This window comes from Paucibacter sp. PLA-PC-4 (assembly GCF_026241155.1).
GTDB lineage: Bacteria > Pseudomonadota > Gammaproteobacteria > Burkholderiales > Burkholderiaceae_C > Roseateles_E.
In genome coordinates this window covers 93,132-119,498 of record NZ_JAPFGP010000001.1, presented here as the reverse complement: position 1 = coordinate 119,498, position 26,367 = coordinate 93,132, and the positions used below count along the sequence as shown (strand labels likewise).

Genomic DNA, 26,367 nt, shown 5'->3' with positions numbered 1-26,367 from the left:
CTCAGGCCCGCGCCGCGCCGCAGCAGGCCCCGGCCACCGGCCGGGGCTGCAGCGCCAGCGGGTCTGGCTCGTAGCGGTCGTGGTGGCGCAGCCATTCCATGCCGTAACTGAGCCCGTCTTCGCCGCGCCCCAGCGGGGTCAGGTCGAGCAGCTGGTAGGTGCCCATCATCACCTCGACGCCGCGGCCGTAGCGCGAGTAGGTGTGGAAGACATCGCCGACATCGTCCATGTAGAACAGGCTGATGCCGGGCGCCTCCTCGTGCGCAAAGGGTTGCAGTGTGTAGTTGTAGTGGACCGCGCCGGCGGCCGTCTGCTGCTGCGTGAAGCTGACACCGAAGTCCTGGTTGAAATCGCTGTCCTGTGACGACACCCACATGAACCGCCAACCCATGCGCAGGCGAAAGCGCTCGATCTCGGCCAGCGACGCGCGCGAGACGACCAGCAGGCTGACATCGCGCTGTGCCAAGTGCGAACTCATGCCGTCGTGATGGTCGGCCATGAAGGAGCAGCTCTTGCAGCCCTGCTCCCAGCCGGGGGCGAACATGAAGTGCTGCACGAGCAACTGGCGGCGGCCCTGGAACAGCTCGGCGAGCGTGCGCCGGCCCCGGTCGGGTGTGTAGAAGCGGTAGTCCTTGTCCACCCTGACCCATGGCAGCGCGCGGCGTTCGCGGGCCAACTGGTCCTGCAGACGGGTCAGCTCCTTCTCACGGGCCAGCAGCTTGATGCGCTCGGCCAGCCAGCGCTCACGAGATACGACGGGATGAGTGCCGGTATCGGCCATCACAGTGCTCATGGGATGCTCCTTGCTACAAAGAAGAGATTCAGGACCGGGCGGGCTTCGGGCGGCGCACCGCGCGCACCTTGCCGCTCTCGCCGCCGCCGGCGTAGAAGAGCTCGGCCCCGTCGGACTCAAGCCCGCTGACACCGGTGCCTGGCGGCATCTGTAGCCGTTCCAGTACCGTGCCGCTGGCTTGGTCGATGCGGCGAATCTCGCTTTCCTCGCCCTCCCAGACACCGTGCCATAGCTCACCGTCGACCCAGCTAACACCGGTGACGAAGCGGTCAGACTCGATGGTGCGCAGCAGCGCACCGGTCTCGGGATTGATCTGATGGATCCTGCGGTCGCGGTACTGCCCCACCCAGAGGCTGCCCTCGGCCCAGGCCAGGCCCGAGTCGCTGCCCTGACCCGGCGCCGGGATCGAGGCCAGCACCCGGCCGCTGGCGGGGTCGATCTTGTCGATGCGCGACTCGGCGATCTGATAGAGGTGGGTGCCGTCGAAGGCGGTGCCGGCATCGCAGGGGCAATCCAGGCGGCGCACGGACTCGCCGCTGGCGGGGTCGAAGGCCAGCAGCGCCGCGCCGGTGGCGGCCCAGACGTGCTGGCCGTCGTGGGTGACGCCGGCCACCATCGAGGCGCCGGCAAAGGGGCCGTACTCGCGCACGATCTCGGCGGATTGCACGCGGGCTTCTTGGGTCTTGTGGGTCATGGGCTCTCCAGAGGGCGCGCTCGGATTCGGCGCCTGGCAGCCACTCTATGCAATCGGCAGCGCGGCGGGGAGTAACAAGATCGTCGTGAATCCCGCCAGCGAGGGGGCCAGCCAGCGCTGCGCCCGCGCCCGCCCGATGCTGCGCACCTGGCCCTGCGCCTGAAGCTCGGCCAGCGCCCGCTGGACCGTGCGCTGGCTGGCGTCCACGGCCAGAGCCAGCGCCGAGGTCGACCACGCAGCGCCATCGGCCAGCAAGGCCAGCAGCGCGGCCTGATCACCAGCGATCGGCGGCTCCAGCAGCACGAGATCGCGGCCATCTCTGGTCCTGAGGGCATAGCCGCGCGCTGTGGTTTCAATACCGGCCAGCGACGCGAGCAGCGCGCGCAGCCGGCCGATCTCGACCCGCAGCCGGGCCCGGTGCGTGTCGTCGGGAAAGCGGCTGCGGAACACCGTCTCGATCAAGGCCTCACGACCGACATCGCCCGGCCAAGCCGCTGCCAGCGCCCGCGCCAGAGCAAACAGTACCGGCCGGCGCGCCAGCGGCCGCCACACGGCGCCTTCGGCCGAGGCCAGCTGCAGACCGCGGCGACAGGCATCGACCACCAGCACCGACGAGTTCAGCAGCGCCTCGACCTCAGCCAGGCGCAGCATCTGCGGCGCGGCACCCGCCGACAAACACCGGGCCGCGGGCCTGTGCAGCGCCGCCCGGGCCTCGGTCACCTCGGCCAGTAGCGCCGGCACCCGGGCCTGCTCGGCCGCCGCCTGTGCGCGATCGAGTGCGGCCTGAGCTGCGCCGGTGCGCAGCCGGCGCAGCGCCGACTCCGCTTCGCTGAGCGCGGCCACCGCCGCAAGCGCCGGCGGCAGGCCGCGCGCATCGAGTGGCGCGAGGGCCTGGTCCGCTGCATCGAGTCGCCCCAGCAGCAGCAGCCGGCGCACCGCGACCAGGCGCGCATGCAGCGCGTTGGCGCGGTCCCCATGGGCTTCGAGCGTCAGTACGGCCTGCTCCAGCAGACGCGGCGAGCTACCGAGCTCGCGCATCGCCAGCGCAAGCTCGGCCTGCGCCACCAGGCAGCGCGCCCGCGCCAGCTCCTCATGGCTGCCGAAGCCGCGAGCGGCACGGCCCAGCAGCTCGCGCGCCCGCAGGTGCTCACCGAGCTGAGCCATCGCGATGCCGCGCAGCGCCAGCGCCGGCGGATCCTCGCGAAGAGCCACGCGCTTGAGCGCGCCGAGCGGGTCGCCGCAGGCAAGCGCCCGCGCAGAAGCTGCGATCAGCGAGTCCATCGATGCAGCCTATGGGCTTGCGAGGCGTCCAGCGAGCACTTCCCCGCTCAAGCGCGCCGCAGATAGTTGATCGCCGCCGTGACCGTCACCGCCTGCGCCTCATTGCACTGGGCCGCGCTGGCCAGCGGGCTGTCCGGGTAGACCTCGGTGGTGCTGACGAAACGCGCGCCGCTCATGCCGCCACACAGGCCGAGCGATCGCTTGGCATAGTTGATCACGCCAGGTTGCTGCAGCGGCTCACCGATGATGCAACCGTGATCATCCGCCTCGGCGATGTGCGTGACGCGGCGCACGGCGTCGATCAGCGCACGCTGGAACTCGGGCACCGGCCGCTCGACGTCACCGACCAGGTAGAAGCCATCAGGGATGGCATGCCAGTCGAAGTCCTTGCCGTCGCGCGCGGCCTTGGCCGGGCCGAACTCGCTGTTGTCGGTGTCGGTGGTCTCGTGCAGGTCGATGTGCAGATCGACACGGCGGCTGGTGGCCGCGACGCAGGCCATCGCCAGCGCCGACTCGGCGGCAGGGCTGTCCGGCTTGAACTGCCTATTCGGATCCAGCGCGTCAGGGTTCCAGCGATTGATGGTCTCGTAGCCCCAGGCGCTGATGCAGGGCAAGACCAGCAGATTGACGGCCTCGGCATGGCGGCCGAAATCGTTCTTCAGCCACTGCAGGCAGCCCTGCACGCCGCTGGTCTCGTAGCCATGGACCCCGCCGGTGACCAGGACCACGGGGCGATCGGCATGCCAGTCGCGGCTGCGCACCGCGAAGACCGGGTAGCTGCCCAGCCCAAGGCGCGCATAGTTCAGCGCGCCATACTGAAACAGCTCGGCCGTCGCCGGCAAGCCGGCTTTCAGCGGTTCGACCACCTCGGTGGCGTAGCTGCGCTGCACCCGCTGGCGGGCCAGCCAAGAGGCCTTCTCGGCTGCGCCCCAGGGCGCGCCCGGCGTGCCGATCGGATAGGGCGGGGTCGAGGGTGGTGTGCTCACAACGGCTGTCCCTGCTTGGGTGGGGCTGCGGAAGATACACCGCAGGGCGCTCCGACTGCGCCCGCGCGCGCGGTCCGCACTTGCACCTCGCCGAAGCCGGCAAAGACGTGGCGCGACTGCTGCCCGATGCGAATGTCGTGCACACCCGTGATCATGCCCGTCGAAATGACATCTCCGGCCCGAAGGTTCTCGCCCTGTTTCGCACGCTTGTTCAAGGTAAATGCCAGCGCGCCCAAGGGCCCGGCTTCGATGGCAACCTTGCCTCGGCCGACAGGCTGAGCATCAATGAAGGTCTCGACGTCGATAGCTTCGAGCTCGCGCCAGTTCACGATCTCCGGACCGACGACGACACCCCAGTTGTTGCCGAAGTCCGAGATGACGGCACCAGGGCCGAGATCATTCAAAGTCGCGAGCGGACTGCTCGCGACCTCGACACCGATATGCATGGACTTCACGAACGCACCCACTGAATCTGCCGTCCAATCGACCTTCCCCGGCGGCGAGTCCGCCGCGACGACGATCACGACCTCCGCCTCGACGGCGGCAAAGCCGCCCTCGAACACGGGGCATTGAGCGACTTCGCCAGAGTCGAGGCGATGAATATTGCGGGCAAAAGCGGGGCCGATCAACCGCTCCTCGGGAAACTGCGCCGCAAACGCGGGCGCCACGCGTGCGACTTTCCAACCCTTGATCGTGTCGGGCCACCGCGCAATCGCAGCCGCTTGCACCTGGTAGGCCGTCTCGAGATCCGCGGGCGGTGTTCCCGGATAGCGATCAAGCGCGATGCCGGCAGCTCGCGCTGCGATAAAGCCGTGCGCGATGTCCTCGGGCTTGCAGCTGTTCGAAGTTTCGTGATTGAGGGTCAAAATTCTTCCTCCGTGCGCACTGGCGCTGGGGTGCATGGGAGCCTCATTCTCCGCCACGGGCTTGCCGCTTACGAAGCGGCTGCCGTATCTGCGGGTTCAGGGCAACTGGCTCGGAGCGTCGACGTCAGGTCTTGAACCGGGAGTGCTGCAAACTCAAGTAGTTCCTCCGCACACCGCTTTGACCGATCCCCGCCCATCATCAGTACTGCCCACGCAACCCATCCTTGAAGGTGACTGCCTTTGCGGCAAAGTCAGGTTCGCCGCGAATCAGGCGCCGCTGCGCACGCTGGCTTTTCATTGCACCTTTTGCCAGCGAGTGACCCGCTCATCTTTTCATGCCGAGTCCATCTTTGCTTTCAACGCCGTCCAGTGCAATGAAGGCGAGCTTCGGCAGTACGCGCATCTGTCGGAGGGCAGCGAGAAGCGGGTCTTCGTTCATTGCTGTCCTTCGTGAGGCACGACCGTCGGGCTGACCTTTGAACGCTGGCCAGATCTGCGCGCCCTCTCACGCGGCTGCTATGACGAACCGAGCGCCGTCCAGCTCAAGGGCCATATCTGGACTCGCTCCGCTCAAAGCGGTGTAGTTCTGCCAGCGGGCGCCGATTACTTTGCCGGCGCACGGGCAAGCCCAGACGGGCGGCCGGAGCAGGTTTAAGGACATGAGGCGCCCGCCGCGGCGAGGCAGAACAGCGACGGCAGATCCCTGCGAGGCCTTCGCGCCACATCGAGCGCTGTGGTCGCAGCACCAGGCCAAGGCTTGAGGCGGCCACGCTTGCCTCAAACCCTCACGTCCTCAATCGTCTTGTTCAAACGGCTGCGCTCGGCAGCGAAGGCCATCAGATGGCTCTCGACCGAGGCTTCGATTGATGAACTCAACAGGGTCGCGTCTTGTTGGCCGACGGCCTGGACCCAGTCGCGCACCATCGGGTGGTCGCCGCCGCCATGGGCGTCGGTCTTCATGCTCCAACTGGTGCGCTTGCCGGTCTTGAAGGTGGTCAGCGTGAAGCTCTCCATATCGCCGCTGATGTCGCCCAGCGAGCCCATGATGCGGGTGCGCCGGCCCTCGTAAGAGACAAAGGCCTCCATCGAAAATGCGGCCGTGACGCCCTGTTTGAAAAGGATGTTGACGGTCAGGTGATCGGGCTGGTCATTGTCCATGCGGTACACGCAGCGCCCGTAGTCGCTGGTCAGCAGGCCTTGCATGATGACGCCGTCCCATTTGGACTTATCCTCGGGCAGATCGAAGACATAGAGCCTCTTGCGGTCGCGGTAGTAGATCTGCAGCGCCGAGTACGGACACTCATGCTCGACCGCGCAGCCGCCGGTGCAGCGCTCGGTGCTGCCGGCGGGGGCGTTGGATTCCTTGAACCATTTGAGGTTACCGAAGCAATGGACGTTATCGGCCGAGTCGCCGATCAGCCACTGCAGAATGTCGGTGTCGTGGCAGGACTTGGCCAGGATGATGGGCGTCGCAGTCTTGCTGCTGCGCCAGTTGCCGCGCACGTAGCTGTGGCTCATGTGCACATGTTCGATAGGCTCCAGATGCTGGACGCTGATCAGCTCGCCGATCATCTTGGCGTCCAGCAGCTCCTTGAGCTCGCGGAAGTAAGGCGTGTAGCGCAGCACATGGCAGACGCCGACGATACGGCCAACCTCCTGCGCCTTGGCCAGTATCAGCCGGCACTCGGCCTCGGTGGGCGCGATCGGCTTTTCCAGCAGTACGTCATAACCCATCTCCAGCGCCGCCAGGCAGGGCTCGGTGTGCAGCTGGTCGGGCGTCGCGATGATCACGGCGTCGGCCATCTTGGGCTGGGCGAAGACCTGTTCCCAGCTGGAGAAACAGTGCTGCAGCGGCAACTCATGCAAGCGCCGCAGCTTGTGCATGCGTTGCGAGTTCGGGTCGGCCACGCCGACCAGGCGCATCTCCTGGGGATACTTGGCCGCAAAGTCGGCATAGATCGAGCCGCGATGGCCGGCCCCGATTAACACCGCGGTGACCGGCCGTGCCAGCGGTTTGTGGCGCGGGTTGGCGTAGAGGTCTTCATGCAGGCCCAGCGTGCGGGCGATCTCGCCCCAGCCATAGACGACCGAATTTCGCATCGCACCGAGGCCGCGGGCCAGAGGTCGGGAGGCCATGAACTGGCGCAGAGACATATGAACAACTCCTTGTGTCGGGCCGCCTCGCTGACTTGGTCGCTCAGGCCGCGCGCACGCCCAACCAGCATGCCACGCCCAGCGCGAGCGCACCGTAGCACAGCAACCACAGATAGAGCTTGCGCTGACCACGCAGGCCCTGCGCCAACTGGGCCGTGCTCAGGGTCGTGCCCACCAGCTGCTCGGGGCGCGGCGGCGCCATACAGCGGCTGGCCAGCCAGGTCACCACCACGGCGGCCAGAAGGCCGCTGAGGTTCCACCACATCCAGAACAGCTGGGCGCCTAGCCACTGCGCCAGCGCCAGGTTCAGCAACAAGCCCGCCGCCACCCCCATCAGCACGGCCGGGCCACGTGTGCGTCGATCCAGGATGCCGCAGGCAAAGGCCGCCAACAGCGGGCCGTAAAACAACGCACCGACCCGGTTGATGCCCTCGACCACGCTGCTGGCCAGATCGCCTACCGTCAGCCCGAAAGCCACGATCAGCACGCCCCAGCCTACGGTCACGAGCCGGCCGGCCAGCAACTGGCGGCGTGGCGCCACGTGGGGCTCGACAAAGTCGCGCAGGGTCGCGGCCGACAAGCTGTTCAGCGCCGAATCGAGGCTGGACATCGCGGCCGCCAGGATCGCTGCGACCAACAGGCCGCGCAGACCGGCCGGCAGGAACAGCTCGATATAGCGCGGGATCAGATAGTCCAGTCGCCCTGGCGGCACCGCCGAGCGCAAGGCCTCGTTCTGCCAGTAGACTGCTCCGACCGCCAGGCCCAGGCCGGCATAGAGCAGGGTCAGCGGGAAGCGAGCCAGGCCGTTGAACAGCAGCACGCGCTGCGCGCCGGCCACATCGCGGGCCGCCAGTTGGCGCTGCACCTGGCTCTGGTCAACGCCGTAGTAGCTGATGTAGAGCACCAGGCCACCGACAACAAAGCCCCAGAACGGCGCCTTCGCGCCATCGCCCAGGCCATGGGCCGCCTCGATCGCGGCCAGCCGCGCCGGCTCGTGAGCGGCCAGCAGGGCCGCGGCGCCGTCCAACTGACCCCAGGCCACCCAGCCGCAGACCACGATGCCCACCAGCAGCACGGCCATCTGCAAGACATCGGTCCAGACCACGGCACGCATGCCGCCCATGGTGTCGTAGACCACCGTCAGCCCGCCCATCAACATCACGCACCAGGGCAACGGCAGTCCAGTACAGACCTGCACGACCACGGCCGCCGCATACAGGGCTACCCCTGTGGCCAAGCCGCGCGAGAGCAGGAAGACGGCGCTCAGCGCGAGCCGGGTCGGCCGGTCAAAGCGCCGCTCCAGATATTCATAGACGCTGATCAGCGCCAAGCCGCGAAACACCGGCACCAGCACCAGCATCACGACGACCATTGCCAGCGGCAGCGCCAGCTCGTACTGCAGCCAGGTCAGCCCGCCGCCGGGCACCAGGGCTACGAAGGCCGGAATTCCCAGAAAGGAGTTGGCCGAGGACTGTGTGGCCAGGGTCGAGATCGCCAGCGCCCACCAGGGCATGCTCCGGTCGCCGACGTAGTAATCGGCAGCCGTCTGCTGCGAGCGCGCCAGCCAGGCGCTCAGGCCCAGGGTGCTCGCCAGGTAGGCCACAATAATCAGCCAGTCCGGCGTCGTCATGCGCGGGCCGGCTCCGGCGCAGGCGGCGGCGGAGTGGGCGGAAAGAGCAGCACCGCCAGCTCTAGATACATGGGCCGCGTGACCAGCCGCGCCACGCCGCTGGCCAGTAGTGCGCAGGCCATCAGGCTCAGCACCATGGCCTGGCCCGAGACCATCTCCATGACAATGATGAAGGCGGTGATCGGGCCCTGGGTGGTGGCGGCCAAAAAGCCCACCATACCCAACGCGATCAGCGGGATGGCCGCGTCGCCGCGCACCCCGGTCAGCCAAGCCACATCATTGCCCAGTGAGGCGCCTATCGTCAGCGAGGGCGCGAACACTCCGGCCGGCACGCCAGTCCAGGCCGACAGCCAGGTGGCGCAGAACTTCAGCAAGGTATAGAGCCCCGGCTCGCCGCCGGGCTGCTGGCCCTCCAGCAAGGCGCGGGTCGGCGCGTAGCCGGCACCGGCCGTCGTGCCGTCGGCCACCAAGCCGATCAGGGCCACCACGAAGGCGCATCCGGCCGCAAAGCGCAGCGGGAACAGGCGCCGCCAGGCACTGAAGCGGTCCGGCAGGCCGCGCATCGACGCGATGATCAGGCGCGAAAACAGCCCGCCGGCCAGACCCGAGACCAACGCCACGAGCAGGCCCGGCCACAGCAGCGACCAGTCCAGCTGCTGCACGCGCAGGCGGCCGAAGTAGGTCAGGTTGCCGAACACCGACACCGCCACCAGACCGGCCAGCACGATGGCGGTAATCATCAGGGCGCTGTGCGAACTGCTGCGCCGCCGCGAGAGCTGCTCGAGCGCGAAAATCACCCCGCCCAGGGGCGTGTTGAAGGCCGCAGCGATGCCGGCAGCCGCGCCGGCCACCATCAGGTCATGGCTGTCGATGCCTGCCTGCGGCGACAGCCAGCGCTTTGCATGGGCCATCACGCCGGCACCCACTTGCACGGTCGGTCCCTCACGGCCGATCGACAGCCCGGCGAGCAGACCGCCCGACACCAGACCGATCTTCTGCAGGGACAGGCGCAGCGAGACCAGCCGGCTGCGCTGCTCGGGCGCGAGTTCGTCGTCGAGCGCACGCACCACCTGCGGAATGCCTGAGCCCAGCGCCCCCGGCACGAAACGGCGCGTCCACCACAGCACGGCCACGGTCAGCGCCGGTGTCCAGACCAGCATCGCCGGTGCGGCCCAGGCGTGGCTACTGCGCAAGGACTCGAAGCCATGACTGGCCGCCTCGGCCAGCAGCGTGAACCCTACGACCACCAGACCCGTGGCCACCGCATAGGCCAGCACTACGGCCCGATCCAGCCACTGCCGGCCGCCTGCCAGCTCCAGCCTCAGATTGCGCCAAAAGTCCGGTTCCACATCTCGCATGGTCACCGACCTTAACAGCCTTGGGGGACCTCAGTGCGCGTACACCGCCTCAAGCGAGGCAAAGCCCTTGATCTCGATTGGATTGCCCGAGGGGTCGAGGAAGAACATCGTCCATTGCTCGCCCGGCTGGCCAGCAAAGCGGACCTGGGGCTTGAGCACGAACTCGCAGCCGGCCGCCTGCAGCCGCTCGGCCAGCGCCTGCCAGTCGGGCAGGGTCAGGATCAGCCCCAGATGTGGCATTGGCACCAGATGCTCGCCGACATGGCCGGTGCGCGTGGTCGCGAAGGGCTCGCCCAGATGTAGCGATATCTGGTGGCCGAAAAAATCGAAGTCCACCCAGGTCGCGGTGCTGCGGCCTTCGCGGCAACCCAGCACGCCTCCGTAAAAGGCGCGCGCCTGGTCCAGATCACGCACATGAAAAGCCAGATGGAAGATGCTGCGCATCGCTTGCCTCGTCGAGTCCGAAAATCGTGGCATCGTAGCGGCATGAGCAATAGCAACAAGGACCTACCGCACAGCCTCAAGCTGGTCACCATCTGGCTGCTGGTGACGCTGGCGGTCTTCCTGGGCGTCAAGGGCCTCGAACACAGCCGCCAGCAAAGCAGTATCGAGCTGCATCAGGGCCGCATCCTGCTCAAGCGCGCGCCGGACGGCCACTTCCACTGGCGCGGCCAGGTCAACGGCGTGACGGTGGACTTTCTGGTCGACACCGGAGCCACCTCGACGGCCCTGCCCCAGGCGCTGGCCGAACGTGCCGGCCTGACAGCCGAGAGCCAGGTGCGCTCGCACACTGCCGGCGGCGTCGTGCAGGGCTACCGGGCTCGTGCCGACATCGAGCTGCAAGGCGGCGTCTCGGCCCAGCGCCTGCCAGTCACCGTGTTGCCCGATCTGGGCGCGCCGCTGCTGGGCATGGACATGCTGTCGCGGCTGCGCTTTGTCCAGCAGGACGGCGTGCTGAGCATCGAGGCGCCCTGATAAACCAGCAGGCACAGCGGGCGCGCGGCGGCGTACCATGGGCCGGACAACACCGACAGGAGACTCCATGGCCGACAACAGCTTCACCAAGTTTGTCCCCGGTTTCGATTTTCTGCAGGGCCTGGTCAAGAACGCCGGCGCCGCGCTGCCCGGCATGGGCCAGTGGGTGGCGCCGACCTTGAACCCCGAGGAGCTGGAAAAACGCATTGAGGAACTGCGCACTGTGCAGTTCTGGTTAGAGCAGAACGCCCGCATGCTGGGCGCGACCATCCAGGCCCTGGAGGTGCAGCGCATGACCTTGTCGACCCTGAAGTCGATGAATGTGCCACTGACCGAACTGCGCGACAGCTTGAAGGTAGCCGCCCCGAAGGCCCAGGCCGAGCCGGAGCCCGAACAGCAAGCCGAGGAGAAGCCCGCCGCAGCGGCGGCAGCCGTGGACCCGATGCAATGGTGGTCGGCGCTGAGCCAGCAGTTCACCCAACTGGCGACCACCGCGATGAAGGACAGCGCCACTGACGCCGCCAAGAACCTGGCCGGCACCCTGGTCAAGCAGAGCTTCGAGGCCGCCGGCGAGACCCTGCGCAAGACCGCCGCGATGCCGGGGGCGCTGGCCAAGAAGGCCGCCGCCCGCCCAGCGGCGAAGAAGAAATCCGCCGCCAAGCCGGCCGCCCGCCCGCGCAAACCTTGAGCCCGATGAAACCCTTTGCCCACGCACACGCCACCCACCCCGACGCCCATTTGGCCCTGGCGCTGGCGGCGGCGCAGATCGAAGCCCAGCGCCAGGCCAGCGGTCTGCAGCCGACCCTGGGATGGCTGTATTTCTGCGACGGCTTCGCGCCGCAGGCCGAGGCCTTGCTGGCCGAGCTGCGGCAGCGCTGGCCTGGCGTGGCCTGGGTCGGCGCAGCGGGGCCGGGCATCTGCGCCAGCGGGGTGGAGTACTTCGATGAACCGGCGCTGGCCCTGATGCTGGCCGAGCTGCCCGCCGATCAGTTCCGCGTCTTCTCCGGCACCCGGCCGCTTTCCGGCTGGCCGGCCGAGCTGCTGCAGGTGCATGCCGACCCGGCGACGCTGGATCTGCAGGAGCTGATCGCCGAGCTGGCCGCACAGACCGACAGTGCCTATGCCTTTGGCGGCCTGGCGCTCGGGCGGCATGGCGGCGTTCAGCTGGCCGATGGCGTCTGGCGCGGTGGGCTCTCCGGCGTGGCTTTCGGGTCCGGCCTGCGTGTGCTCTCCCGGGTCAGTCAAGGTTGCCAGCCGCTGGGCGTGGAGCGCCGCATCAGTGCATGCGACGGCAATCTGTTGCTGGAACTGGACGGTCAGCCGGCGCTGGACTGCCTGCTGCAAGACCTGGCCCTGCCTGTGCTAAGTCAGCCCGGCGAGCTGCGCGAGGCATTGCCGCGCTTTCGTAAGACCCTGGCCGGCATCAGCCCGGTCGGCAAGACGCAAAAGTCCGCCGGGCGAGGCTACGGCGCCGAGGTGCTGGTGCGCCATCTGGTGGGCATAGACCCGGGGCGGCGCGGCGTAGCCATCGGCGACCAGCTGCAGGTCGGGCAGCGTCTGAGCTTTTGCGAGCGCAATCCCGAGGCGGCGCGGCGCGATCTTCTGCGCATCTGTACCGAGCTGCGCGCCGAGGGCGAGGAGCAGCCACCGGCCGATGGCGGCCCGGCTATCGCCGGCGCGCTCTATATCAGCTGTGCCGGCCGCGGCGGCCCGCACTTCGGCGCGCCCTCGGCCGAGGCCCAATGGGTGCAGCACGGCCTGGGCGACGTGCCCCTGGTCGGCTTCTTCGCCGGCGGCGAGATCGCTCATGCCAACCTTTACGGCTACACCGGCGTGCTGACGGTGTTCATGCGATCATGAAACGGCGGCAGGCTCTGCTGGCCGGCATGGGCCTGCTGAGCGGGGCGGTCGCCGCGGAAGACCTGCGCATCCTCTATCCGCAGCACGAGAGCCTGCAAGGACCGCAGGTCGGCTATGTGCTGGCCCTGCTGCGGCTGGCGCTTGAGCGCTGCGAGCGCCGCTACCGGCTGCAGGCGAGCGAGCGGCCCATGGTGCAGAGCCGCTCGCTCATTGAACTGGCCCGGCCCGAGCCCGGCATCGATCTGTTCTGGACCATGACCACTGCCGAGCGCGAGCGCCGCTTGTTGCCGATCCGCATCCCGTTGGAACGGGGCCTGATCGGCTGGCGTCTGGCCCTGGTACGCGCCGGCGATCGCGAGCGCTTCGCCGCACTGCAGGACCTGGCAGACCTGGCGCCCCATGTCGCGGGCCAACTGCACGACTGGCCCGACACCGCCATTTTGCGCGCCAACGGTCTGCGGGTGCGCGCTCACAGTCATTTCCAGAGCCTGTTCTCGCAGCTCGCCGAGGGTGTGGTCGACTACCTGCCCCGCTCCATCATCGAGATCGATGGCGAAGTCCAGGCCTATGCGGACCGCGGCCTGGCGATCGAGCCGCATCTGCTACTGCGCTACCCCACCGCGCTGTATTTCTTCGTCAGCCCGCGCCGGCCGCAGCTGCATGCCGATCTGAGTCAGGGGCTGGAGGCAGCCCAGGCCGACGGCAGCTTCGAGCGCGCATTTCAGCAGCAGTTCGGCGCGCTGGCCGCGCGGCACCGACTGGCCCAGCGCCGCCAGCTGCAGCTGGCCAATCCGGCGCTGCCCGCGGCCACACCGCTGCAGCGCAAGGAGCTGTGGTTCCAGCTGCCCCTCTGAAGCCTGCGCTGCGGTCAAAGCAGTACGAACTTCCACGCAAGCTGCGGCCCGCACCGCAAGCTACAGTTGACGGCCGCCAAGGAGACCTCAGTTGAACGCCGCCGCCCGCTCCGCCCCATCTGCCACCTCACGCGCCCAGAGTCAGACCGAGCTGGTGGCAGCCTTGAACGAGGTGCTGCCGCCTCATGCCCTGTTGTGGCAGGGCGAGGACACCGTCCCCTATGAATGCGACGGCCTGACCGCCTACCGCGAGCGCCCGCTGGCGGTGGCTCTGCCGGAGACCGAGGCGCAGGTGGCGGCGGTGCTCAAGACCTGTCACCGCCTGGGTGTGCCGGTGGTGGCGCGCGGCGCCGGCACCGGCCTGTCCGGTGGCGCCCTGCCCCATGCGATGGGCCTGACCCTGGCGCTGGCCAAATTCAACCGCATCCTCGACCTCAGCCCCAGCGCACGGACCGCGCGGGTGCAATGCGGCGTTCGCAACCTGGCCATCTCCGAGGCCGCCGCGCCCCTGGGCCTGTACTACGCGCCCGACCCGAGCAGCCAGATTGCCTGCACCATCGGCGGCAATGTGGCCGAAAACTCGGGCGGCGTGCACTGTCTGAAGTACGGCCTGACCCTGCACAACGTCTTGCGCGTGCGCGGCTTCACGGTGGAGGGCGAAGCGGTCGAGTTCGGCTCCGAGGCGCTGGACGCCGCCGGCCTGGACCTGCTAAGCCTGATCGTCGGCAGCGAGGGCATGCTGGCCGTGATCACCGAGGTGACTGTCAAATTGGTGCCCAAGCCTCAACTGGCGCGCTGCATCATGGCCAGCTTCGATGACATCCGCAAGGCCGGCGACGCGGTAGCCAACATCATCGCGGCCGGCATCATCCCGGCCGGCTTGGAGATGATGGACAAGCCGATGACAGCCGCGGTGGAGGATTTCGTCCACGCCGGCTACGACCTGGGCGCTGAGGCGATCTTGCTGTGCGAGAGCGACGGCACGCCAGAGGAGGTGGAGGAAGAGATCGGCCGCATGGAGGCGGTGCTGTGGTCCAGTGGCGCGACGCGCTGCGAGGTCAGCGCCAGCGAGACCCAGCGCCTGAAGTTCTGGAGCGGCCGCAAGAACGCCTTCCCGGCCTCGGGCCGCATCAGCCCCGACTATATGTGCATGGACTCGACCATCCCGCGCAAGAAGCTGGCCGACATCCTGCTGGCGATCGCGGAAATGGAGAAGAAGTACCAGCTCCGCTGCGCCAATGTATTTCACGCAGGCGACGGCAATCTGCACCCGCTGATCCTGTTCGATGCCAACGACCCCGACCAACTGCACCGCTGCGAGCTGTTCGGCGCGGAAATCCTGGAGTACAGCGTCGCGTTGGGCGGCACGGTGACCGGCGAACATGGCGTGGGCATCGAGAAGCTCGGCTCGATGTGCGTGCAGTTCTCGACCGAGGAGCGCGAGCAGATGCTGTCGCTCAAGCGTGCATTCGATCCGCATTCGCTGCTGAACCCCGGCAAAGTGATTCCCACGCTGCAGCGCTGCGCCGAGTACGGTCGCATGCATGTCAAGAAGGGCCTGCTGGCCTTCCCCGAACTGCCGAGGTTTTGATCGATGACGATTGAGCAGCTGCAAGAACGCATCAAGGACGCCGCCGCTCGCGGCGCCACACTGGAGATCCACGGCCATCGCAGCAAGGCCTTCTACGGCCAGCCGCCCGGTGGCGAGGCGCTCGATATGAGCGGCTTTTCGGGCATCAGCAGCTATGAGCCCAGCGAGCTGGTCGTCACGGCCAAGGCCGGCACCGCAATCACAGAGCTTGAGGCCCTGCTGGCCGAGCAGGGCCAGCATCTGGCCTTCGAGCCGCCACGATTTCAGGGCAGCGAACGAGGCCGGGGCACGCTGGGCGGCATGGTGGCTGCCGGCCTGTCAGGCCCGGCGCGCGCGAGCAGCGGTTCGGTGCGCGACCACATCCTCGGCCTGACCCTGCTCAACGGACGCGCCGAGGCCATGAGCTTCGGCGGCACGGTCATGAAGAATGTCGCCGGCTACGACGTCTCGCGCCTGATGGCCGGCTCGCTAGGCGTGCTGGGCCTGATCGCCGAAGTCTCGATCAAAGTGCTGCCGCGTCCTGTGGCCAGCACCACGCTGCGCTTCGAAATGGACCAGGCCCAGGCCCTACGCGAGCTCAACCGCTGGGGCGGCCAACCCCTGCCCATCCAGGCAAGCGCCTGGTGGGACGGCGCCCTGATCCTGCGCCTGGCCGGCGCGCAGGCGGCGGTGACGGCGGCCGTCCGGAGCCTGGGCGGCGAGACCATCCCGCAAGACCTGGCCCTGCCCTTCTGGGAAGGCCTGCGCGACCAGAGCGACGAGTTCTTCCAGGGAGCAGAACGCGCAGTGCAGGGCGGCGCGCGGTTGTGGCGGCTGTCGCTGCCACAGACCGCGCCGGTGCTGCATCTGTCCGGAGAGCAACTGGTCGAGTGGGGCGGTGCGCAGCGCTGGGTCACCAGCGCTCAGCCGCCGGCCCAGGTGCGAGAGGCCGCGGCGGCGGCCGGCGGCCACGCGACGCTGTTCCGCGCTCTGGACAAGAGCCCTGGCGTGTTTTCGCCGCTGTCGACGCCGCTGCTACGTATCCATCGCGAGCTGAAGAAGTCCTTCGACCCGCAAGGCCTATTCAACCCCGGCCGGCTTTACCCGGACCTCTAAGGCCGCCACCATGGATGCCTTGCGCGGCCTGACGATTTTGCTGCTGTGTCAATCGGCTGGCGAGTTGCTGACGCGCGTGCTGGCCCTGGGCCTGCCTGGCCCGGTGCTGGGAATGCTGATTCTGATGCTGCTGCTGCGCGTGACGATCACGCATGCGCCGGTGCAAGCGGCGGCCGAAGGCCTGCTGGCTCATCTGTCGCTGCTGTTCGTGCCGGTGGGCGTCGGCGTGATCACCCATCTGGACCTGATCGCCGCCCACGGCCCGCGCTTGGCGCTGGCCGTGCTGGGCTCGACCCTGATCGGTCTGGCAGTCAGCGCCTGGGTACTGCAACTGTTGCTGAGCCGCGGCCGCGAGGTTCAGCAATGAGCAACAGTTTCGTCGAGCTGTGGGTCTATCTGTCGGCCACGCCCCTGTTCGGGCTGACCCTGACACTGAGCGCTTATCTGCTGGCGCTGGCGCTTTACCAGCGCAGCGGCCATGCACCCTGGGCCAACCCGGTGCTATGGACCGTCGTGACGCTGGCCGGCCTGCTGATACTCAGCGGCACGCCCTATCCGCGCTATTTCTCTGGCGCGCAATTCATCCATTTCCTGCTCGGCCCGGCGGTCGTCGCGCTGGGCTGGCCCTTGTGGCAGCGGCGCGCCGAGCTGCGCCAGCGCCTGGGCGTGGTAGTGATCGCGGCGCTGGCAGGCGGCACCGCAGCGGCCGGCAGTGCGGTGCTGATCGGCTGGGCCTTGGGCCTGCCGCCCGAGCTGCTGCGCTCGCTGGCGCCCAAATCGGTGACCGCGCCGGTGGCGATGGGCATTGCAGAGCAATTGGGCGGCATCCCGGCGCTGGCCGCCGTGCTGGCGGTGCTAACCGGACTGACCGGCGCGCTGCTGGGCAAGTACCTCTTCGACCTGATGGGCATTACGCTGCCGCAGGCGCGCGGCTTTGCGCTGGGCACCGCCTCGCACGGCATCGGCGCTGCCCGTGCGCTGCAGGTCCATCCTGACGCTGGCGCCTATGCCGGCCTGGCGCTGAGCCTGCAAGTGCTGCTGGCGGCCTTGCTGATGCCTCTGGCGGCACGCCTGATCTGACACCTTTCCCGAGCTTTTATGCAGACCAATCTCGCACCCGAGTTCCAGTCCACGCCCGAAGGTCGCGAGGCCGAGGAGATCCTGCGGCGCTGTGTGCACTGCGGCTTCTGCACCGCGACCTGCCCGACCTACCAGTTGCTGGGCGACGAGCTCGATGGCCCGCGCGGCCGCATCTATCTGATCAAGCAGGTGCTCGAAGGCGCGACGCCCACCGCCAGCACACAGTTGCATCTGGACCGCTGCCTGACCTGCCGCAATTGCGAGAGCACCTGCCCCTCCGGCGTGCAGTACGGCCATCTGCTGGAGATCGGCCGAAACATCGTCGAAGCCAAGGTTGAGCGGCCGCGCCAACAGCGCGCCGTTCGCTGGCTACTCAAGGAGGGCCTGACCTCGCCGCTGTTCAAGCCGGCAATGAGGCTCGGCCAGGCCCTTCGGCCGCTGGTGCCGACCGCCCTGAAGGACAAGCTGCCAACCAAGAGCCCGGCACGGGCCCACGACTGGCCGACACGCAGCCACAAGCGCAAGGTGCTGATGCTGCTGGGCTGCGTGCAGCCGGCGATGATGCCCAATATCAATAGCGCGACCGCCCGGGTGCTGGACGCCGCCGGCATCCAGACCCTGGTGGCCGACGGTGCCGGCTGCTGCGGCGCAATCCGCAGCCATCTGAGTGATCAGGCCGGCGGCCTGGCAGATATGCGCCGCAATATTGACGCCTGGTGGCCGCTGGTTGAGGGGCTGACCGGGGCCGGCAAGGTCGAGGCCCTGGTGATGAATGCCTCCGGCTGCGGCGTCACTGTCAAGGAATATGGTCATGCGCTGGCCCATGACCCCGACTACCGCGACAAGGCGCAGCGCATCAGCGGGCTGACCAAGGACCTCAGCGAGCTGCTACCCGAGCTGGTGGCGCCGCTGAAGGCGCGGCTAAAGAGCAAGTCCCAGCCCAAGCTCGCCTACCACCCGCCCTGCACGCTGCAACACGGCCAGCAGCTGCGCGGTGGCCTGGAGAGTGCGCTGCGGGAGCTGGGTTTTTCGATTCATCTGGCGCCCAGCGACAGCCATCTGTGCTGCGGCTCGGCCGGTACTTATTCGGTCTTGCAGCCAGAGCTGTCCAAGCAACTGCGCGATCGCAAGCTCAAGGCACTGGCGCCGCTGCAGGCCGACACCATCGTCTCGGCCAATATCGGCTGCATACAGCATCTGCAGGGCGGATGCGCAACGCCAGTGCGGCACTGGGTCGAGGTACTGGACGAGGCATTGGGCTGAGCCGACGGGAGCAGACCACACCCTCTCCAGTTGTGCGGATGACGCCCAAACAAGGGCAAATGTGGAGAGAACCGTAACAAGCTGTCCTCAGAATAGCGCCCATCCCTAGGAGGGGAAGACCGAGCGGCCAGGGGTTGAGCCAGCCAGCAAGGCCGATAACCGGCCCAGCAAGCCAGCCGACACAAGCCATCAAGACCCCAGCTGCGGCGACACAGCGTCGCCATCTAGAAAATGGGCCGGGTTCGCAGCGATGCGGACCCGGCCTTCTTATGCGCTTTGCGCATCCGCTGGCCGGAGCTCGCACAGTCCGGGTAATCACTGAGGCGCTCGGGCAAGCCCGGCGAGCCGCACAGCTTAAGCTCGCCCCTCGTCCAGACAGACCCGAAGAGCCCGCACATGAGCACAGCCAACTACACCCGCCGCGCCTTGCTGCTGAGCGCTGCCGCTCTGCTGGCCGGCTGCGCTAGCGGCCCACCGGGTGTGGCGCCCACCGCCAGCAAGCCCAAGCTGATCGTCTTCCTGGTCGTCGACGGCCTGCCGCAGCGCCAGGTGCTGAGCTACCGTGACCAGCTGCAGCCGGATGGCTTCAAGCGCTTCTTGGATCGCGGCGCCTGGTTCGCCAACGCCCATTACGGCCATGGCCACACCGTGACTGCGGCCGGCCATGCGGTGATGCTGTCCGGCGCCTATCCGCAAAAGAGCGGCATCATCGGCAATGAATGGCGCGACCGCGAGACCGGCGAATCAATTTATTGCACCGGCGACAGCGCCCACCAGTACATCGGCCACAAGACCGCGCCGCTGGCCGGCACCAGCCCTAAGAACTACAAGGTGGAGACGATCGGCGATGTCCTGCGCGGTCTGCAGCCCGATTCCAAGGTGATCGGCATCTCGGGCAAGGACCGTGGCGCCATCCTGCCGGCCGGCCACAAGGGCCAAGCCTATATGTACATGAGCGAGAGTGGCCAGTTCGCCTCCAGCACCTACTACATGGCCGCCCATCCGGTCTGGGTCAACGGCTTCAACGCCGCCAAGCCGGCCGATAACTTCTTCAAGAAGAGCTGGACGCCCTTGCTGCCCGAGTCGGCCTATGTCCGCTCGGTGCCCGATGGCCAACCCTGGCAGAGCACCGGCGGCAACGGCAATCATCTGCCGGCCGTCATCGGCGACAAGCACGAGAAACCCGGCCCGCTGTTTTACGCCAACATCATCCCCTCACCCTTCGGAGACGAGATCACGCTGGCCTTCGCTCGCGCCGCGATCGAGGGCGAACAGCTGGGCGCCGACGACAAGACCGACATCCTCTCGGTCAGTCTGTCCAGCCACGACTACATCAACCATGCCTTCGGCCCCGAGTCGCGCCTCTCGCACGACCATCTGCTGCATCTGGACCGTTATCTGCAGGATTTCTTCCAGTATCTGGACGCCAAGGTAGGCGCCGGCAACTATGTCGCGATGCTGACCGCCGACCACGGCTTTGCCGACACGCCAGAGTGGGCCAAGAGCCAGGGGCGCGATGCCGAGCGCATAAACCCGGCGCTTACCCTTGGCTGGCTCAACTCCGAGCTGGCCAAGCAATTCGGCGAGCCCAAGCTAGCGCGCGGCTACTCGGCCGCCGGCCTGCTGTTCGACGAGAAAGCGATCAAGGCACGCGGCCTGAAGTCGGCCGATGTTTATGCCACAGCCAAGAAGCTGCTGCTGCAGGTGGACGGCATTGCCGATGTCTTCACGCTGGATCAGATGCAGGGCAGCGACACCCAGACCCCTTATTTGGCCGCGATGCGCAGGTCCTGGCACCCGGACATCGCCGCGCCGGTGCAGATCGTCGTCAAGCCAGGCTGGCTCTACAGCTCGCGCGGCGGCGGCAGCTCTCACGGCACGCCTTATGAGTACGACACCCATGTGCCCATCCTCGCCTGGGGCCCAGCCTGGGTCGGCCGGGGCGAGGTGAAGCAGCGCGTCGAGGTGGCCGATATCGCGCCGACGCTGGCCGCCATCCTGCAGGTGCCGGCACCTGCGCACTCTCAAGGCAGGCCGCTGCCCCTTCCAAACTGACTCGGGCAGACTCCCACCGATCCCAGAAGGAGGCCGCCGATGCGGCCTCTTCTGCCATTCGCCGCTTGCTGACATCGCCTGGCAGCCGGGCTACGCTACGCTTGCCGGCTGACTCCTCTCCCTGCAGGTACTCCCTTGTTCAGTTGGTTTGAAAAACGCGTCGATCCCTATCCGCAGACGCCACCGCCGCAGCCGCCCGCCGGCTTCTTCCCCTTCGTCTGGGCCGCCACCCAGGGCATGCGGCCGCTGATCATTGGGATGACGGCGCTGACCGCCGCCTTCGGCGCCTTCGAGGCCCTGCTGTTCGCGATGCTGGGCTCGGTGGTTGACTGGCTGGCCGCCGTGCCGCCCGAGAAACTATGGGAGCAGGAGAAAGCCAACCTGTTACTGCTGGCCGCCATCCTCCTGGGCAGCCCGCTGCTGATCGCGCTGCAGGCCATCAGCAAGTACCAGGGCCTGTCGAGCAATTTCCCGATGCGGCTGCGCTGGAACTTCCATCGCCATCTGCTGGGCCAGAGCCTGTCCTTCTACCAAGACGAGTTCGCAGGCCGGGTCTCGGCCAAGCTGATGCAGACAGCCCTGGCGGTGCGCGACTGCTGGCTGATCGTCACCGACATCCTGGTCTTCATCACGATCTACTTCGTCACGATGATGGCCGTGGTCGGCGGCTTCGACGCCGTGCTGCTGCTGCCCTTCCTGGGCTGGCTGATGCTGTACCTGATCGCACTGTGGTACTACGTGCCGCGCCTGGGCAAGGCCGCCAGCGAGCAGGCCGATGCGCGCAGCCTGATGAGCGGCCGCATCACCGATGCCTACACGAATATCGGCACCGTCAAGCTGTTCTCACACTCGCAGCACGAGGCTCAGTTCGCGCGCGGCGCAATGCAGGAGTTCCTTGCCACCGCCTACCGGCAAATGCGGCTGATCAGCGGCTTCGAGGTGATCAACCATGTGCTGAGCATGCTGCTGATCGCCAGCACCGCCGGCGTCACCTTGTGGCTATGGATGCAGGGCCAGGTCGGGGTCGGCGCGGTGGCGGCAGCTACCGCGATGGCGCTGCGCCTGAACGGTATCTCGCACTGGATCATGTGGGAAATGGCCGAGCTGTTCGAGAACATCGGCACGGTGCAGGACGGCATCAGCACCCTGTCCAAGGGCGTCAGCGTGCGCGACCGGGCCGATGCGAAGCCGCTGCAGGTCAGCCGTGGCGAGATCCGCTTCGAGCAGGTCGGCTTCGCCTACGGCGGCACGAAGCCGGTGCTGAAGAACCTGGACCTGACAATCAAGCCAGGCGAGAAGATCGGCCTGGTGGGCCGCTCGGGTGCCGGCAAGTCAACCCTGGTCAACACCTTGCTGAGGCTCTATGACATCGAGCAGGGCCGCATCCTCATCGACGGCCAGGACATCGCTGGCGTCACGCAGGACAGCCTGCGTGCCCAGGTCGGCATGGTGACCCAGGACACCAGCCTCTTGCACCGCTCGGTGCGCGACAACCTGTTGTACGGCAGGCCCGAGGCCAGCGATGCGCAGATGATTGCCGCCGCCGAGCGCGCCGAAGCCCATGAGTTCATCCTGAGCCTCAGCGACCCGAAGGGCCGCAAGGGCTATGACGCCCATGTCGGCGAGCGCGGCGTCAAGCTCAGCGGAGGCCAGCGCCAGCGCGTCGCAATCGCCCGCGTCATGCTGAAGGACGCACCCATCCTCTTGCTCGACGAAGCCACCAGCGCGCTCGATTCCGAGGTCGAGGCAGCGATCCAGACCAGCTTGTACCGGCTGATGCAGGGCAAGACCGTGGTCGCGATCGCGCACCGACTTTCGACCATCGCCGCGATGGACCGGCTGATCGTGATGGACGGCGGCGAGATCGTCGAGCAGGGCAGCCACGCCGAGCTGCTGGCGCAGGGCGGCCTCTACGCGCGGCTGTGGGCACACCAGAGCGGCGGCTTTCTCGGCGAGGCCGAGTGATTCGCCGGCCTCAGTCCGGCAGCGGCATGCCGTAGCGCGCCGCGAGCGCCGCGACCGTGCCGTCGCGGCGCATGCCGTCCCAGGCCAACCGCAGGCGTTGGGCCAGCGACGCGCTGCTGGGCAGGCTCAGCGCCATCGAGGGTCGCGACTCCGAGAACTTCAGCAGCGGCTCGATCAGCTGGGGGTCATGGCCGTGGCGTCGCAGCAGCTCCGGCGCCAGCACCCGGTTCAGCGCGAGCAGTTGGCTGCGCCCGGCAAAGAATTTGCGCAGCATGATGTCGTAGTCGGCGCTGCGATCGAGGTGCTGGCCGACCGAGAAGCCCAGCGTCACCAACTCGTGCTCGGACACATCGTCCTTGATCACGGCGGTCAGATAGGCCTTCGCCGCGTCGAGATCGCGCGGCTGAACATCGGACCGTGAGCGCAGCCTGAACAGCCAGCCCTGGCGCAGTCCGATCTGAGCCACCCAGTGGAACTGCGCCTCACGCTCGGGCAGACGCACGATGGCCGGCAGCAGCACATTGGCCTGCAGCTGAGCTCGGCGGGAGACGCGGGGCCAGGAACTGAACTCGAAATCGCCTGCGATCCGCGCTCGCGCCAGCAGCTCGCGCGCCAGCTCCACCGCATAGCCGGCCGCCTGCCCCCGGGCGTCGGTAAAGGAATAGGGGGCGAACTCCTCCAGCAGCACGGTGAGGCGTTCCTCGCTTTGCGCCCGGGCGCTGCCGAGCAAGCCGGCCAGACCCAGGCCCAGCAGCGAGCGCCGGCGCTGGTTGCCATCGCGACGAAAAGGGCTTGGGCTTGTCATCAAGGTGCCATCGGTTCGCGGCGAGCATCTACAGTCAGATGAACGAACAGCCGATCAAAGTGCGGGCCCAGACCTTCGGCGAGGAGCTCGCCAACTGCATCAGTCATGGTCTGGGCTTTATGCTTGCCGTGGCTGCGCTGCCGATACTGACATATTTCGCCGCCCTGCGGGGCTCGACGCGCAGCGTCATCGCGGCCAGTGTGTTTTCGGCCACGATGATCCTGCTCTACATGGTGTCGGCGCTCTACCATGCGCTGCCCGAGGGCCGGGCTAAGACCTGGGCGAACCGGCTCGACCACGCGGCCATCTACCTCTTCATTGCCGGCAGCTACACGCCTTTCGCGCTCGGGGCACTCAGGGGGCCGTGGGGCTGGTCGCTGTTCGGCACCGTCTGGGCCTGCGCTGCGCTGGGTGTGACGGCAAAGCTGATGGACCGGCTGCGCCATCCGCTGTGGTCGACCGGCCTGTATGTCGCGATGGGGTGGCTGGTGCTGGCCGCGCTGGTGCCGCTGCTGCCGCGCATGCCGGCCGCCGGCATAGGCTGGCTGGTGGCCGGAGCGATGTGCTACACCGTCGGCGCCTTGGTCTTTCTGCTCGATCATCGCGTGCGTTATGCGCACTTTGTGTGGCATTTGTTCGTGATGGGCGGGTCCGCCTGTCACTTTTTTGCCGCGCTCTGGTACGCCATCTAGCCGGTCCGGCTACCATGCCGGCCGTGAACATCGAGCAGTCCAAACGCACCAGCGCCGCCTTCGCCACCGGCATCTTCCGACCGCACGGTCAGGTTGACATTTGGGCCGAGGGTTCGATCGTCAGGCTGGAGGCCAGCGGACCCTTCAACCGAGAGGGCGTGCTGGCGATGGGGCTGGCGATGCGCGATCTGTTCAACAGCGTGCCGATCGGCGGCCGCTTCGGCGACATCCTGGTGATGCATCAAAGCCTGATGGCCTCGCCCGACGCGCTGGCCTGCTTCGAGGAGTTCCTGCAGGCGATGAGCCAGGCCAAGACCGCCCCCACGGCGGTGGCCTATGTCGTCGCCGCCGAGGTTGAGGGCCGCGAGCTGATGCTGCCGATCTTTGCCAAGATCTATGCCCGCCACGGGCGCCGCTTCGCCGCCTTCGAGCGCCTGGACGCTGCCGAAGTCTGGCTGCGAGAGCAGCTCTAGTCAGTCCGCCATGTCCAAGCGGTCGCGCCCGGCCGCCTTGGCCCGGTACAGCGCCGCATCGGCACGCTCCAATAGGGCGTCGGCAGTCTCGCCCCATTGCGCCTCGGCCAGGCCGGCCGAGCAGGTGTAGCCTCGCTCTGCTGGCAGCGGCCGCGCCTGCCGCACCCGAGCCAGCAGGCGCTCGACGATGGAGGCCGCCTGCCACCGTCCAGCGTTCGGCAGCATCAGCACGAACTCCTCGCCGCCCAGCCGTCCGCAGCCGTCTTCGCGGCGGATGCTGGCCTGCAGCTGGCGGGCAAAGTCGCGTATGACCAGATCGCCGGCGGCGTGGCCCAGCTCATCATTGATGAGCTTGAAATTGTCGAGGTCCAGCATCACCGCGCACAGCGGCCAGGATTCGCTTTGCGTCAACAACTGCTGCAGTTGCTGCAGACTGTGGCGACGGTTGCTCAGCCCAGTCAGCGCGTCGGTCTGCGAGGCACGCAAGGCTTTCACATGCGCTTGGCGCAGGGCTCTGCTCTCCTGCTTGAGCCCGGTGATGTCGCTGGCCACGAACAGCAGCCAGCCATTGGCATGGACGGTTTCGGTGGCCCAGATCCAGCGCCCGTCCCAGAGATCGACCTCAAAGGCGCGCCAGGGCAGCTTGCCACGTCGCGTCGCCGCCGAGGCGAGCCAGGCCTCGATATCGTCGGCTTCGATGATGGCGCCCTGGCTCAGCGCATGGTTGGCCCGCATGATCTCGGCCCAGACCAGGCCACCGTCCGGCTCAGCCTTGTACGCATGGCGAAACGCCGTGTTGGCATGCCGCAGCACATCGCGCTCATCGAAAAGCGCGAGCAGCAGCTGGCTGTCCTGCTGCAAACTCAGCAAGACCTCAGCCAACGAGTCGGGCGCTTGGCCTGCGCTCATTCATTTCCTTTTTTCCAGTGCCCAGACCGTAACATCGGCAGCCGCGGCAGCAAACCTGAGGGCGCACTATGAAATGGGACGGTCGGCGCGAAAGCGACAACGTGGAAGACCAGCGCGGCGCCAGTCCAAGTCCACGCCGCCTGGGAGGCGGGCGCGGGCTGGGCCTGGGCGGCATCGTGATCGCGCTGCTGGCCTCCTGGGCCTTCGGCATCAACCCGATGACGCTGCTGGGCCTGCTGGACGGTGGAGGCGCGGGTCTGCCGCAGCAGCCGGCGCAGAGCCGCAGCGCCGCACCTGCTGCCAAGCCGCAAGACCCCGCTGGCCGCTTCGTCGCCGTGGTGCTGGCCGATACCGAGGATGTGTGGGGCCAGTATTTCGCCCAGCGCCAGCAGCGCTATGTGCCGCCCAAGCTGGTTCTGTTCAGCGGTCGCAGCGAGACCGCTTGCGGCGTCGGCGAGGCGGCGATGGGCCCGTTCTACTGCCCCGGCGACAACAAGGTCTATATCGACCTGACCTTCAATACCACCTTGCGCGAGCGTTTGGGTGCGCCCGGCGATTTTGCCCAGGCCTATGTGATCGCCCATGAGGTCGGCCATCATCTGCAGAACATTCTGGGGATCTCGGCCAAGCTGGATCAAGCACGCGGCCGGGTCTCGCAGCGCGAGTACAACGCGTTGAGCGTGCGTCTGGAGTTGCAGGCCGACTGCCTGGCCGGTGTCTGGGCCCACCATTCTCAGCGCGGTGCGGCCTGGCTGGAGGCCGGCGATATCGAGGAGGGGTTGAATGCCGCCTCCAAGATCGGCGACGACACCCTGCAGCGCCAGTCCCAGGGCACCGTAGTGCCGGAGAGCTTCACCCATGGCAGCAGTGCCCAGCGCGTGCGCTGGTTCAAGCGCGGGCTGGAGGCCGGCGAGCTTGGCGCCTGCGATAGCTTCAAGGCACCACAGCTCTGAGCAGGCGGGAAAACCACCCCCAGTTCCCTGCGCAG

General features: G+C 67.5%; 25 protein-coding genes. 14 read left to right on the top strand and 11 right to left on the bottom strand.

Annotated elements, in window-relative coordinates:
- Position 1 precedes the first annotated feature (1 nt).
- The 9 genes from OOZ63_RS00605 to OOZ63_RS00565 all read right to left on the bottom strand — a co-directional run bounded on the left by OOZ63_RS00605 (position 2) and on the right by OOZ63_RS00565 (position 10,206).
- Complete coding sequence (locus tag OOZ63_RS00605; protein WP_266003368.1) at positions 2–793, bottom strand: DUF899 domain-containing protein; 792 nt, start codon at positions 791–793, stop codon at positions 2–4.
- 28 nt (positions 794–821) lie between these two features.
- Entirely contained in the window at positions 822–1,487 is a 666-nt protein-coding gene (locus OOZ63_RS00600; protein WP_266003367.1) for a PQQ-binding-like beta-propeller repeat protein, read from the bottom strand.
- Positions 1,488–1,532: 45 nt separating this feature from the next.
- Positions 1,533–2,768, bottom strand: a complete 1,236-nt coding sequence (locus tag OOZ63_RS00595; protein ID WP_266003366.1) for a helix-turn-helix domain-containing protein — start codon at positions 2,766–2,768, stop codon at positions 1,533–1,535.
- 47 nt (positions 2,769–2,815) lie between these two features.
- The gene (locus tag OOZ63_RS00590; protein ID WP_266003365.1) at positions 2,816–3,754 is read right to left on the bottom strand and encodes a M14 family metallocarboxypeptidase; all 939 of its coding nucleotides are present in this window, start codon (positions 3,752–3,754) and stop codon (positions 2,816–2,818) included.
- Complete coding sequence (locus OOZ63_RS00585) at positions 3,751–4,656, bottom strand: 2-keto-4-pentenoate hydratase (protein WP_266003364.1); 906 nt, start codon at positions 4,654–4,656, stop codon at positions 3,751–3,753. The genes OOZ63_RS00590 and OOZ63_RS00585 overlap by 4 nt, the downstream gene beginning before the upstream one ends.
- A 741-nt stretch (positions 4,657–5,397) precedes the next feature.
- On the bottom strand, positions 5,398–6,774 hold the full coding sequence (locus tag OOZ63_RS00580; RefSeq protein ID WP_266003363.1) for a Gfo/Idh/MocA family protein: 1,377 nt from the start codon (positions 6,772–6,774) through the stop codon (positions 5,398–5,400).
- Positions 6,775–6,817: 43 nt separating this feature from the next.
- Entirely contained in the window at positions 6,818–8,404 is a 1,587-nt protein-coding gene (locus tag OOZ63_RS00575; protein WP_266003362.1) for a sodium:solute symporter family transporter, read from the bottom strand.
- Positions 8,401–9,762, bottom strand: coding sequence for a chloride channel protein (locus OOZ63_RS00570; RefSeq protein WP_266003361.1), 1,362 nt, complete (start codon positions 9,760–9,762; stop codon positions 8,401–8,403). Before OOZ63_RS00570 ends, OOZ63_RS00575 begins: the two co-directional genes overlap by 4 nt.
- A gap of 30 nt (positions 9,763–9,792) precedes the next feature.
- On the bottom strand, positions 9,793–10,206 hold the full coding sequence (locus tag OOZ63_RS00565; RefSeq protein WP_266003359.1) for a VOC family protein: 414 nt from the start codon (positions 10,204–10,206) through the stop codon (positions 9,793–9,795).
- A gap of 42 nt (positions 10,207–10,248) precedes the next feature.
- Here OOZ63_RS00565 and OOZ63_RS00560 point away from each other — a divergent pair, with 42 nt between their 5' ends.
- The 11 genes from OOZ63_RS00560 (at position 10,249) to OOZ63_RS00510 (ending at position 22,500) form a co-directional block, all read left to right on the top strand.
- Positions 10,249–10,737, top strand: coding sequence for a retropepsin-like aspartic protease family protein (locus OOZ63_RS00560; protein ID WP_266003358.1), 489 nt, complete (start codon positions 10,249–10,251; stop codon positions 10,735–10,737).
- 67 nt (positions 10,738–10,804) lie between these two features.
- Complete coding sequence (locus OOZ63_RS00555; protein ID WP_266003357.1) at positions 10,805–11,425, top strand: PhaM family polyhydroxyalkanoate granule multifunctional regulatory protein; 621 nt, start codon at positions 10,805–10,807, stop codon at positions 11,423–11,425.
- Positions 11,426–11,430: 5 nt separating this feature from the next.
- On the top strand, positions 11,431–12,597 hold the full coding sequence (locus OOZ63_RS00550) for an FIST signal transduction protein (RefSeq protein ID WP_266003356.1): 1,167 nt from the start codon (positions 11,431–11,433) through the stop codon (positions 12,595–12,597).
- On the top strand, positions 12,594–13,451 hold the full coding sequence (locus tag OOZ63_RS00545; protein WP_266003355.1) for a hypothetical protein: 858 nt from the start codon (positions 12,594–12,596) through the stop codon (positions 13,449–13,451). The genes OOZ63_RS00550 and OOZ63_RS00545 overlap by 4 nt, the downstream gene beginning before the upstream one ends.
- Positions 13,452–13,542: 91 nt before the next feature.
- Positions 13,543–15,042, top strand: coding sequence for an FAD-linked oxidase C-terminal domain-containing protein (locus tag OOZ63_RS00540; protein WP_266003354.1), 1,500 nt, complete (start codon positions 13,543–13,545; stop codon positions 15,040–15,042).
- A gap of 3 nt (positions 15,043–15,045) precedes the next feature.
- Complete coding sequence (glcE, locus tag OOZ63_RS00535) at positions 15,046–16,137, top strand: glycolate oxidase subunit GlcE (protein WP_266003353.1); 1,092 nt, start codon at positions 15,046–15,048, stop codon at positions 16,135–16,137.
- A 10-nt stretch (positions 16,138–16,147) separates the two neighbouring features.
- Entirely contained in the window at positions 16,148–16,504 is a 357-nt protein-coding gene (locus OOZ63_RS00530; RefSeq protein WP_266003352.1) for a CidA/LrgA family protein, read from the top strand.
- Positions 16,501–17,217, top strand: a complete 717-nt coding sequence (locus OOZ63_RS00525) for an LrgB family protein (protein ID WP_266003351.1) — start codon at positions 16,501–16,503, stop codon at positions 17,215–17,217. The genes OOZ63_RS00530 and OOZ63_RS00525 overlap by 4 nt, the downstream gene beginning before the upstream one ends.
- Positions 17,218–17,235: 18 nt before the next feature.
- Positions 17,236–18,480, top strand: coding sequence for a glycolate oxidase subunit GlcF (glcF, locus tag OOZ63_RS00520; protein WP_266003350.1), 1,245 nt, complete (start codon positions 17,236–17,238; stop codon positions 18,478–18,480).
- Positions 18,481–18,876: 396 nt separating this feature from the next.
- Positions 18,877–20,535 (top strand): alkaline phosphatase family protein, encoded by a 1,659-nt coding sequence (locus tag OOZ63_RS00515; protein WP_266003349.1) that lies wholly within the window; start codon positions 18,877–18,879, stop codon positions 20,533–20,535.
- Positions 20,536–20,670: 135 nt separating this feature from the next.
- Positions 20,671–22,500 (top strand): ABC transporter ATP-binding protein, encoded by a 1,830-nt coding sequence (locus OOZ63_RS00510; RefSeq protein WP_266003348.1) that lies wholly within the window; start codon positions 20,671–20,673, stop codon positions 22,498–22,500.
- 10 nt (positions 22,501–22,510) lie between these two features.
- On the opposite strand, the gene OOZ63_RS00505 is transcribed toward OOZ63_RS00510, so the two are convergent.
- A complete protein-coding gene (locus OOZ63_RS00505; protein WP_266003347.1) occupies positions 22,511–23,305 on the bottom strand; it encodes a substrate-binding periplasmic protein in 795 nt (264 codons plus the stop codon).
- 38 nt (positions 23,306–23,343) lie between these two features.
- Between OOZ63_RS00505 and trhA the strand changes: the two genes are divergently transcribed.
- Positions 23,344–23,997: a PAQR family membrane homeostasis protein TrhA gene (gene trhA, locus OOZ63_RS00500; protein ID WP_266003346.1), complete on the top strand. Its 654-nt coding sequence runs from the start codon at positions 23,344–23,346 to the stop codon at positions 23,995–23,997.
- Positions 23,998–24,020: 23 nt separating this feature from the next.
- Positions 24,021–24,470 (top strand): hypothetical protein, encoded by a 450-nt coding sequence (locus OOZ63_RS00495; protein ID WP_266003345.1) that lies wholly within the window; start codon positions 24,021–24,023, stop codon positions 24,468–24,470.
- Here the strand turns inward: OOZ63_RS00495 and OOZ63_RS00490 are convergent, their stop codons facing one another.
- Positions 24,471–25,379, bottom strand: coding sequence for a GGDEF domain-containing protein (locus tag OOZ63_RS00490; RefSeq protein WP_266003344.1), 909 nt, complete (start codon positions 25,377–25,379; stop codon positions 24,471–24,473).
- A 68-nt stretch (positions 25,380–25,447) separates the two neighbouring features.
- Between OOZ63_RS00490 and OOZ63_RS00485 the strand changes: the two genes are divergently transcribed.
- A complete protein-coding gene (locus tag OOZ63_RS00485) occupies positions 25,448–26,332 on the top strand; it encodes a neutral zinc metallopeptidase (RefSeq protein ID WP_266003343.1) in 885 nt (294 codons plus the stop codon).
- Positions 26,333–26,367: the final 35 nt, after the last annotated feature.

Coding starts and splice junctions, on each gene's coding strand:
- OOZ63_RS00605 (WP_266003368.1), bottom strand. CDS start 793: ATGAGCACTGTGATGGCCGATACCGGCACTCATCCCGTCGTATCTCGT.
- OOZ63_RS00600 (WP_266003367.1), bottom strand. CDS start 1,487: ATGACCCACAAGACCCAAGAAGCCCGCGTGCAATCCGCCGAGATCGTG.
- OOZ63_RS00595 (WP_266003366.1), bottom strand. CDS start 2,768: ATGGACTCGCTGATCGCAGCTTCTGCGCGGGCGCTTGCCTGCGGCGAC.
- OOZ63_RS00585 (WP_266003364.1), bottom strand. CDS start 4,656: ATGCACCCCAGCGCCAGTGCGCACGGAGGAAGAATTTTGACCCTCAAT.
- OOZ63_RS00580 (WP_266003363.1), bottom strand. CDS start 6,774: ATGTCTCTGCGCCAGTTCATGGCCTCCCGACCTCTGGCCCGCGGCCTC.
- OOZ63_RS00575 (WP_266003362.1), bottom strand. CDS start 8,404: ATGACGACGCCGGACTGGCTGATTATTGTGGCCTACCTGGCGAGCACC.
- OOZ63_RS00570 (WP_266003361.1), bottom strand. CDS start 9,762: ATGCGAGATGTGGAACCGGACTTTTGGCGCAATCTGAGGCTGGAGCTG.
- OOZ63_RS00565 (WP_266003359.1), bottom strand. CDS start 10,206: ATGCGCAGCATCTTCCATCTGGCTTTTCATGTGCGTGATCTGGACCAG.
- OOZ63_RS00560 (WP_266003358.1), top strand. CDS start 10,249: ATGAGCAATAGCAACAAGGACCTACCGCACAGCCTCAAGCTGGTCACC.
- OOZ63_RS00555 (WP_266003357.1), top strand. CDS start 10,805: ATGGCCGACAACAGCTTCACCAAGTTTGTCCCCGGTTTCGATTTTCTG.
- OOZ63_RS00550 (WP_266003356.1), top strand. CDS start 11,431: ATGAAACCCTTTGCCCACGCACACGCCACCCACCCCGACGCCCATTTG.
- OOZ63_RS00545 (WP_266003355.1), top strand. CDS start 12,594: ATGAAACGGCGGCAGGCTCTGCTGGCCGGCATGGGCCTGCTGAGCGGG.
- glcE (WP_266003353.1), top strand. CDS start 15,046: ATGACGATTGAGCAGCTGCAAGAACGCATCAAGGACGCCGCCGCTCGC.
- OOZ63_RS00530 (WP_266003352.1), top strand. CDS start 16,148: ATGGATGCCTTGCGCGGCCTGACGATTTTGCTGCTGTGTCAATCGGCT.
- OOZ63_RS00525 (WP_266003351.1), top strand. CDS start 16,501: ATGAGCAACAGTTTCGTCGAGCTGTGGGTCTATCTGTCGGCCACGCCC.
- glcF (WP_266003350.1), top strand. CDS start 17,236: ATGCAGACCAATCTCGCACCCGAGTTCCAGTCCACGCCCGAAGGTCGC.
- OOZ63_RS00515 (WP_266003349.1), top strand. CDS start 18,877: ATGAGCACAGCCAACTACACCCGCCGCGCCTTGCTGCTGAGCGCTGCC.
- OOZ63_RS00505 (WP_266003347.1), bottom strand. CDS start 23,305: ATGACAAGCCCAAGCCCTTTTCGTCGCGATGGCAACCAGCGCCGGCGC.
- trhA (WP_266003346.1), top strand. CDS start 23,344: ATGAACGAACAGCCGATCAAAGTGCGGGCCCAGACCTTCGGCGAGGAG.
- OOZ63_RS00490 (WP_266003344.1), bottom strand. CDS start 25,379: ATGAGCGCAGGCCAAGCGCCCGACTCGTTGGCTGAGGTCTTGCTGAGT.
- OOZ63_RS00485 (WP_266003343.1), top strand. CDS start 25,448: ATGAAATGGGACGGTCGGCGCGAAAGCGACAACGTGGAAGACCAGCGC.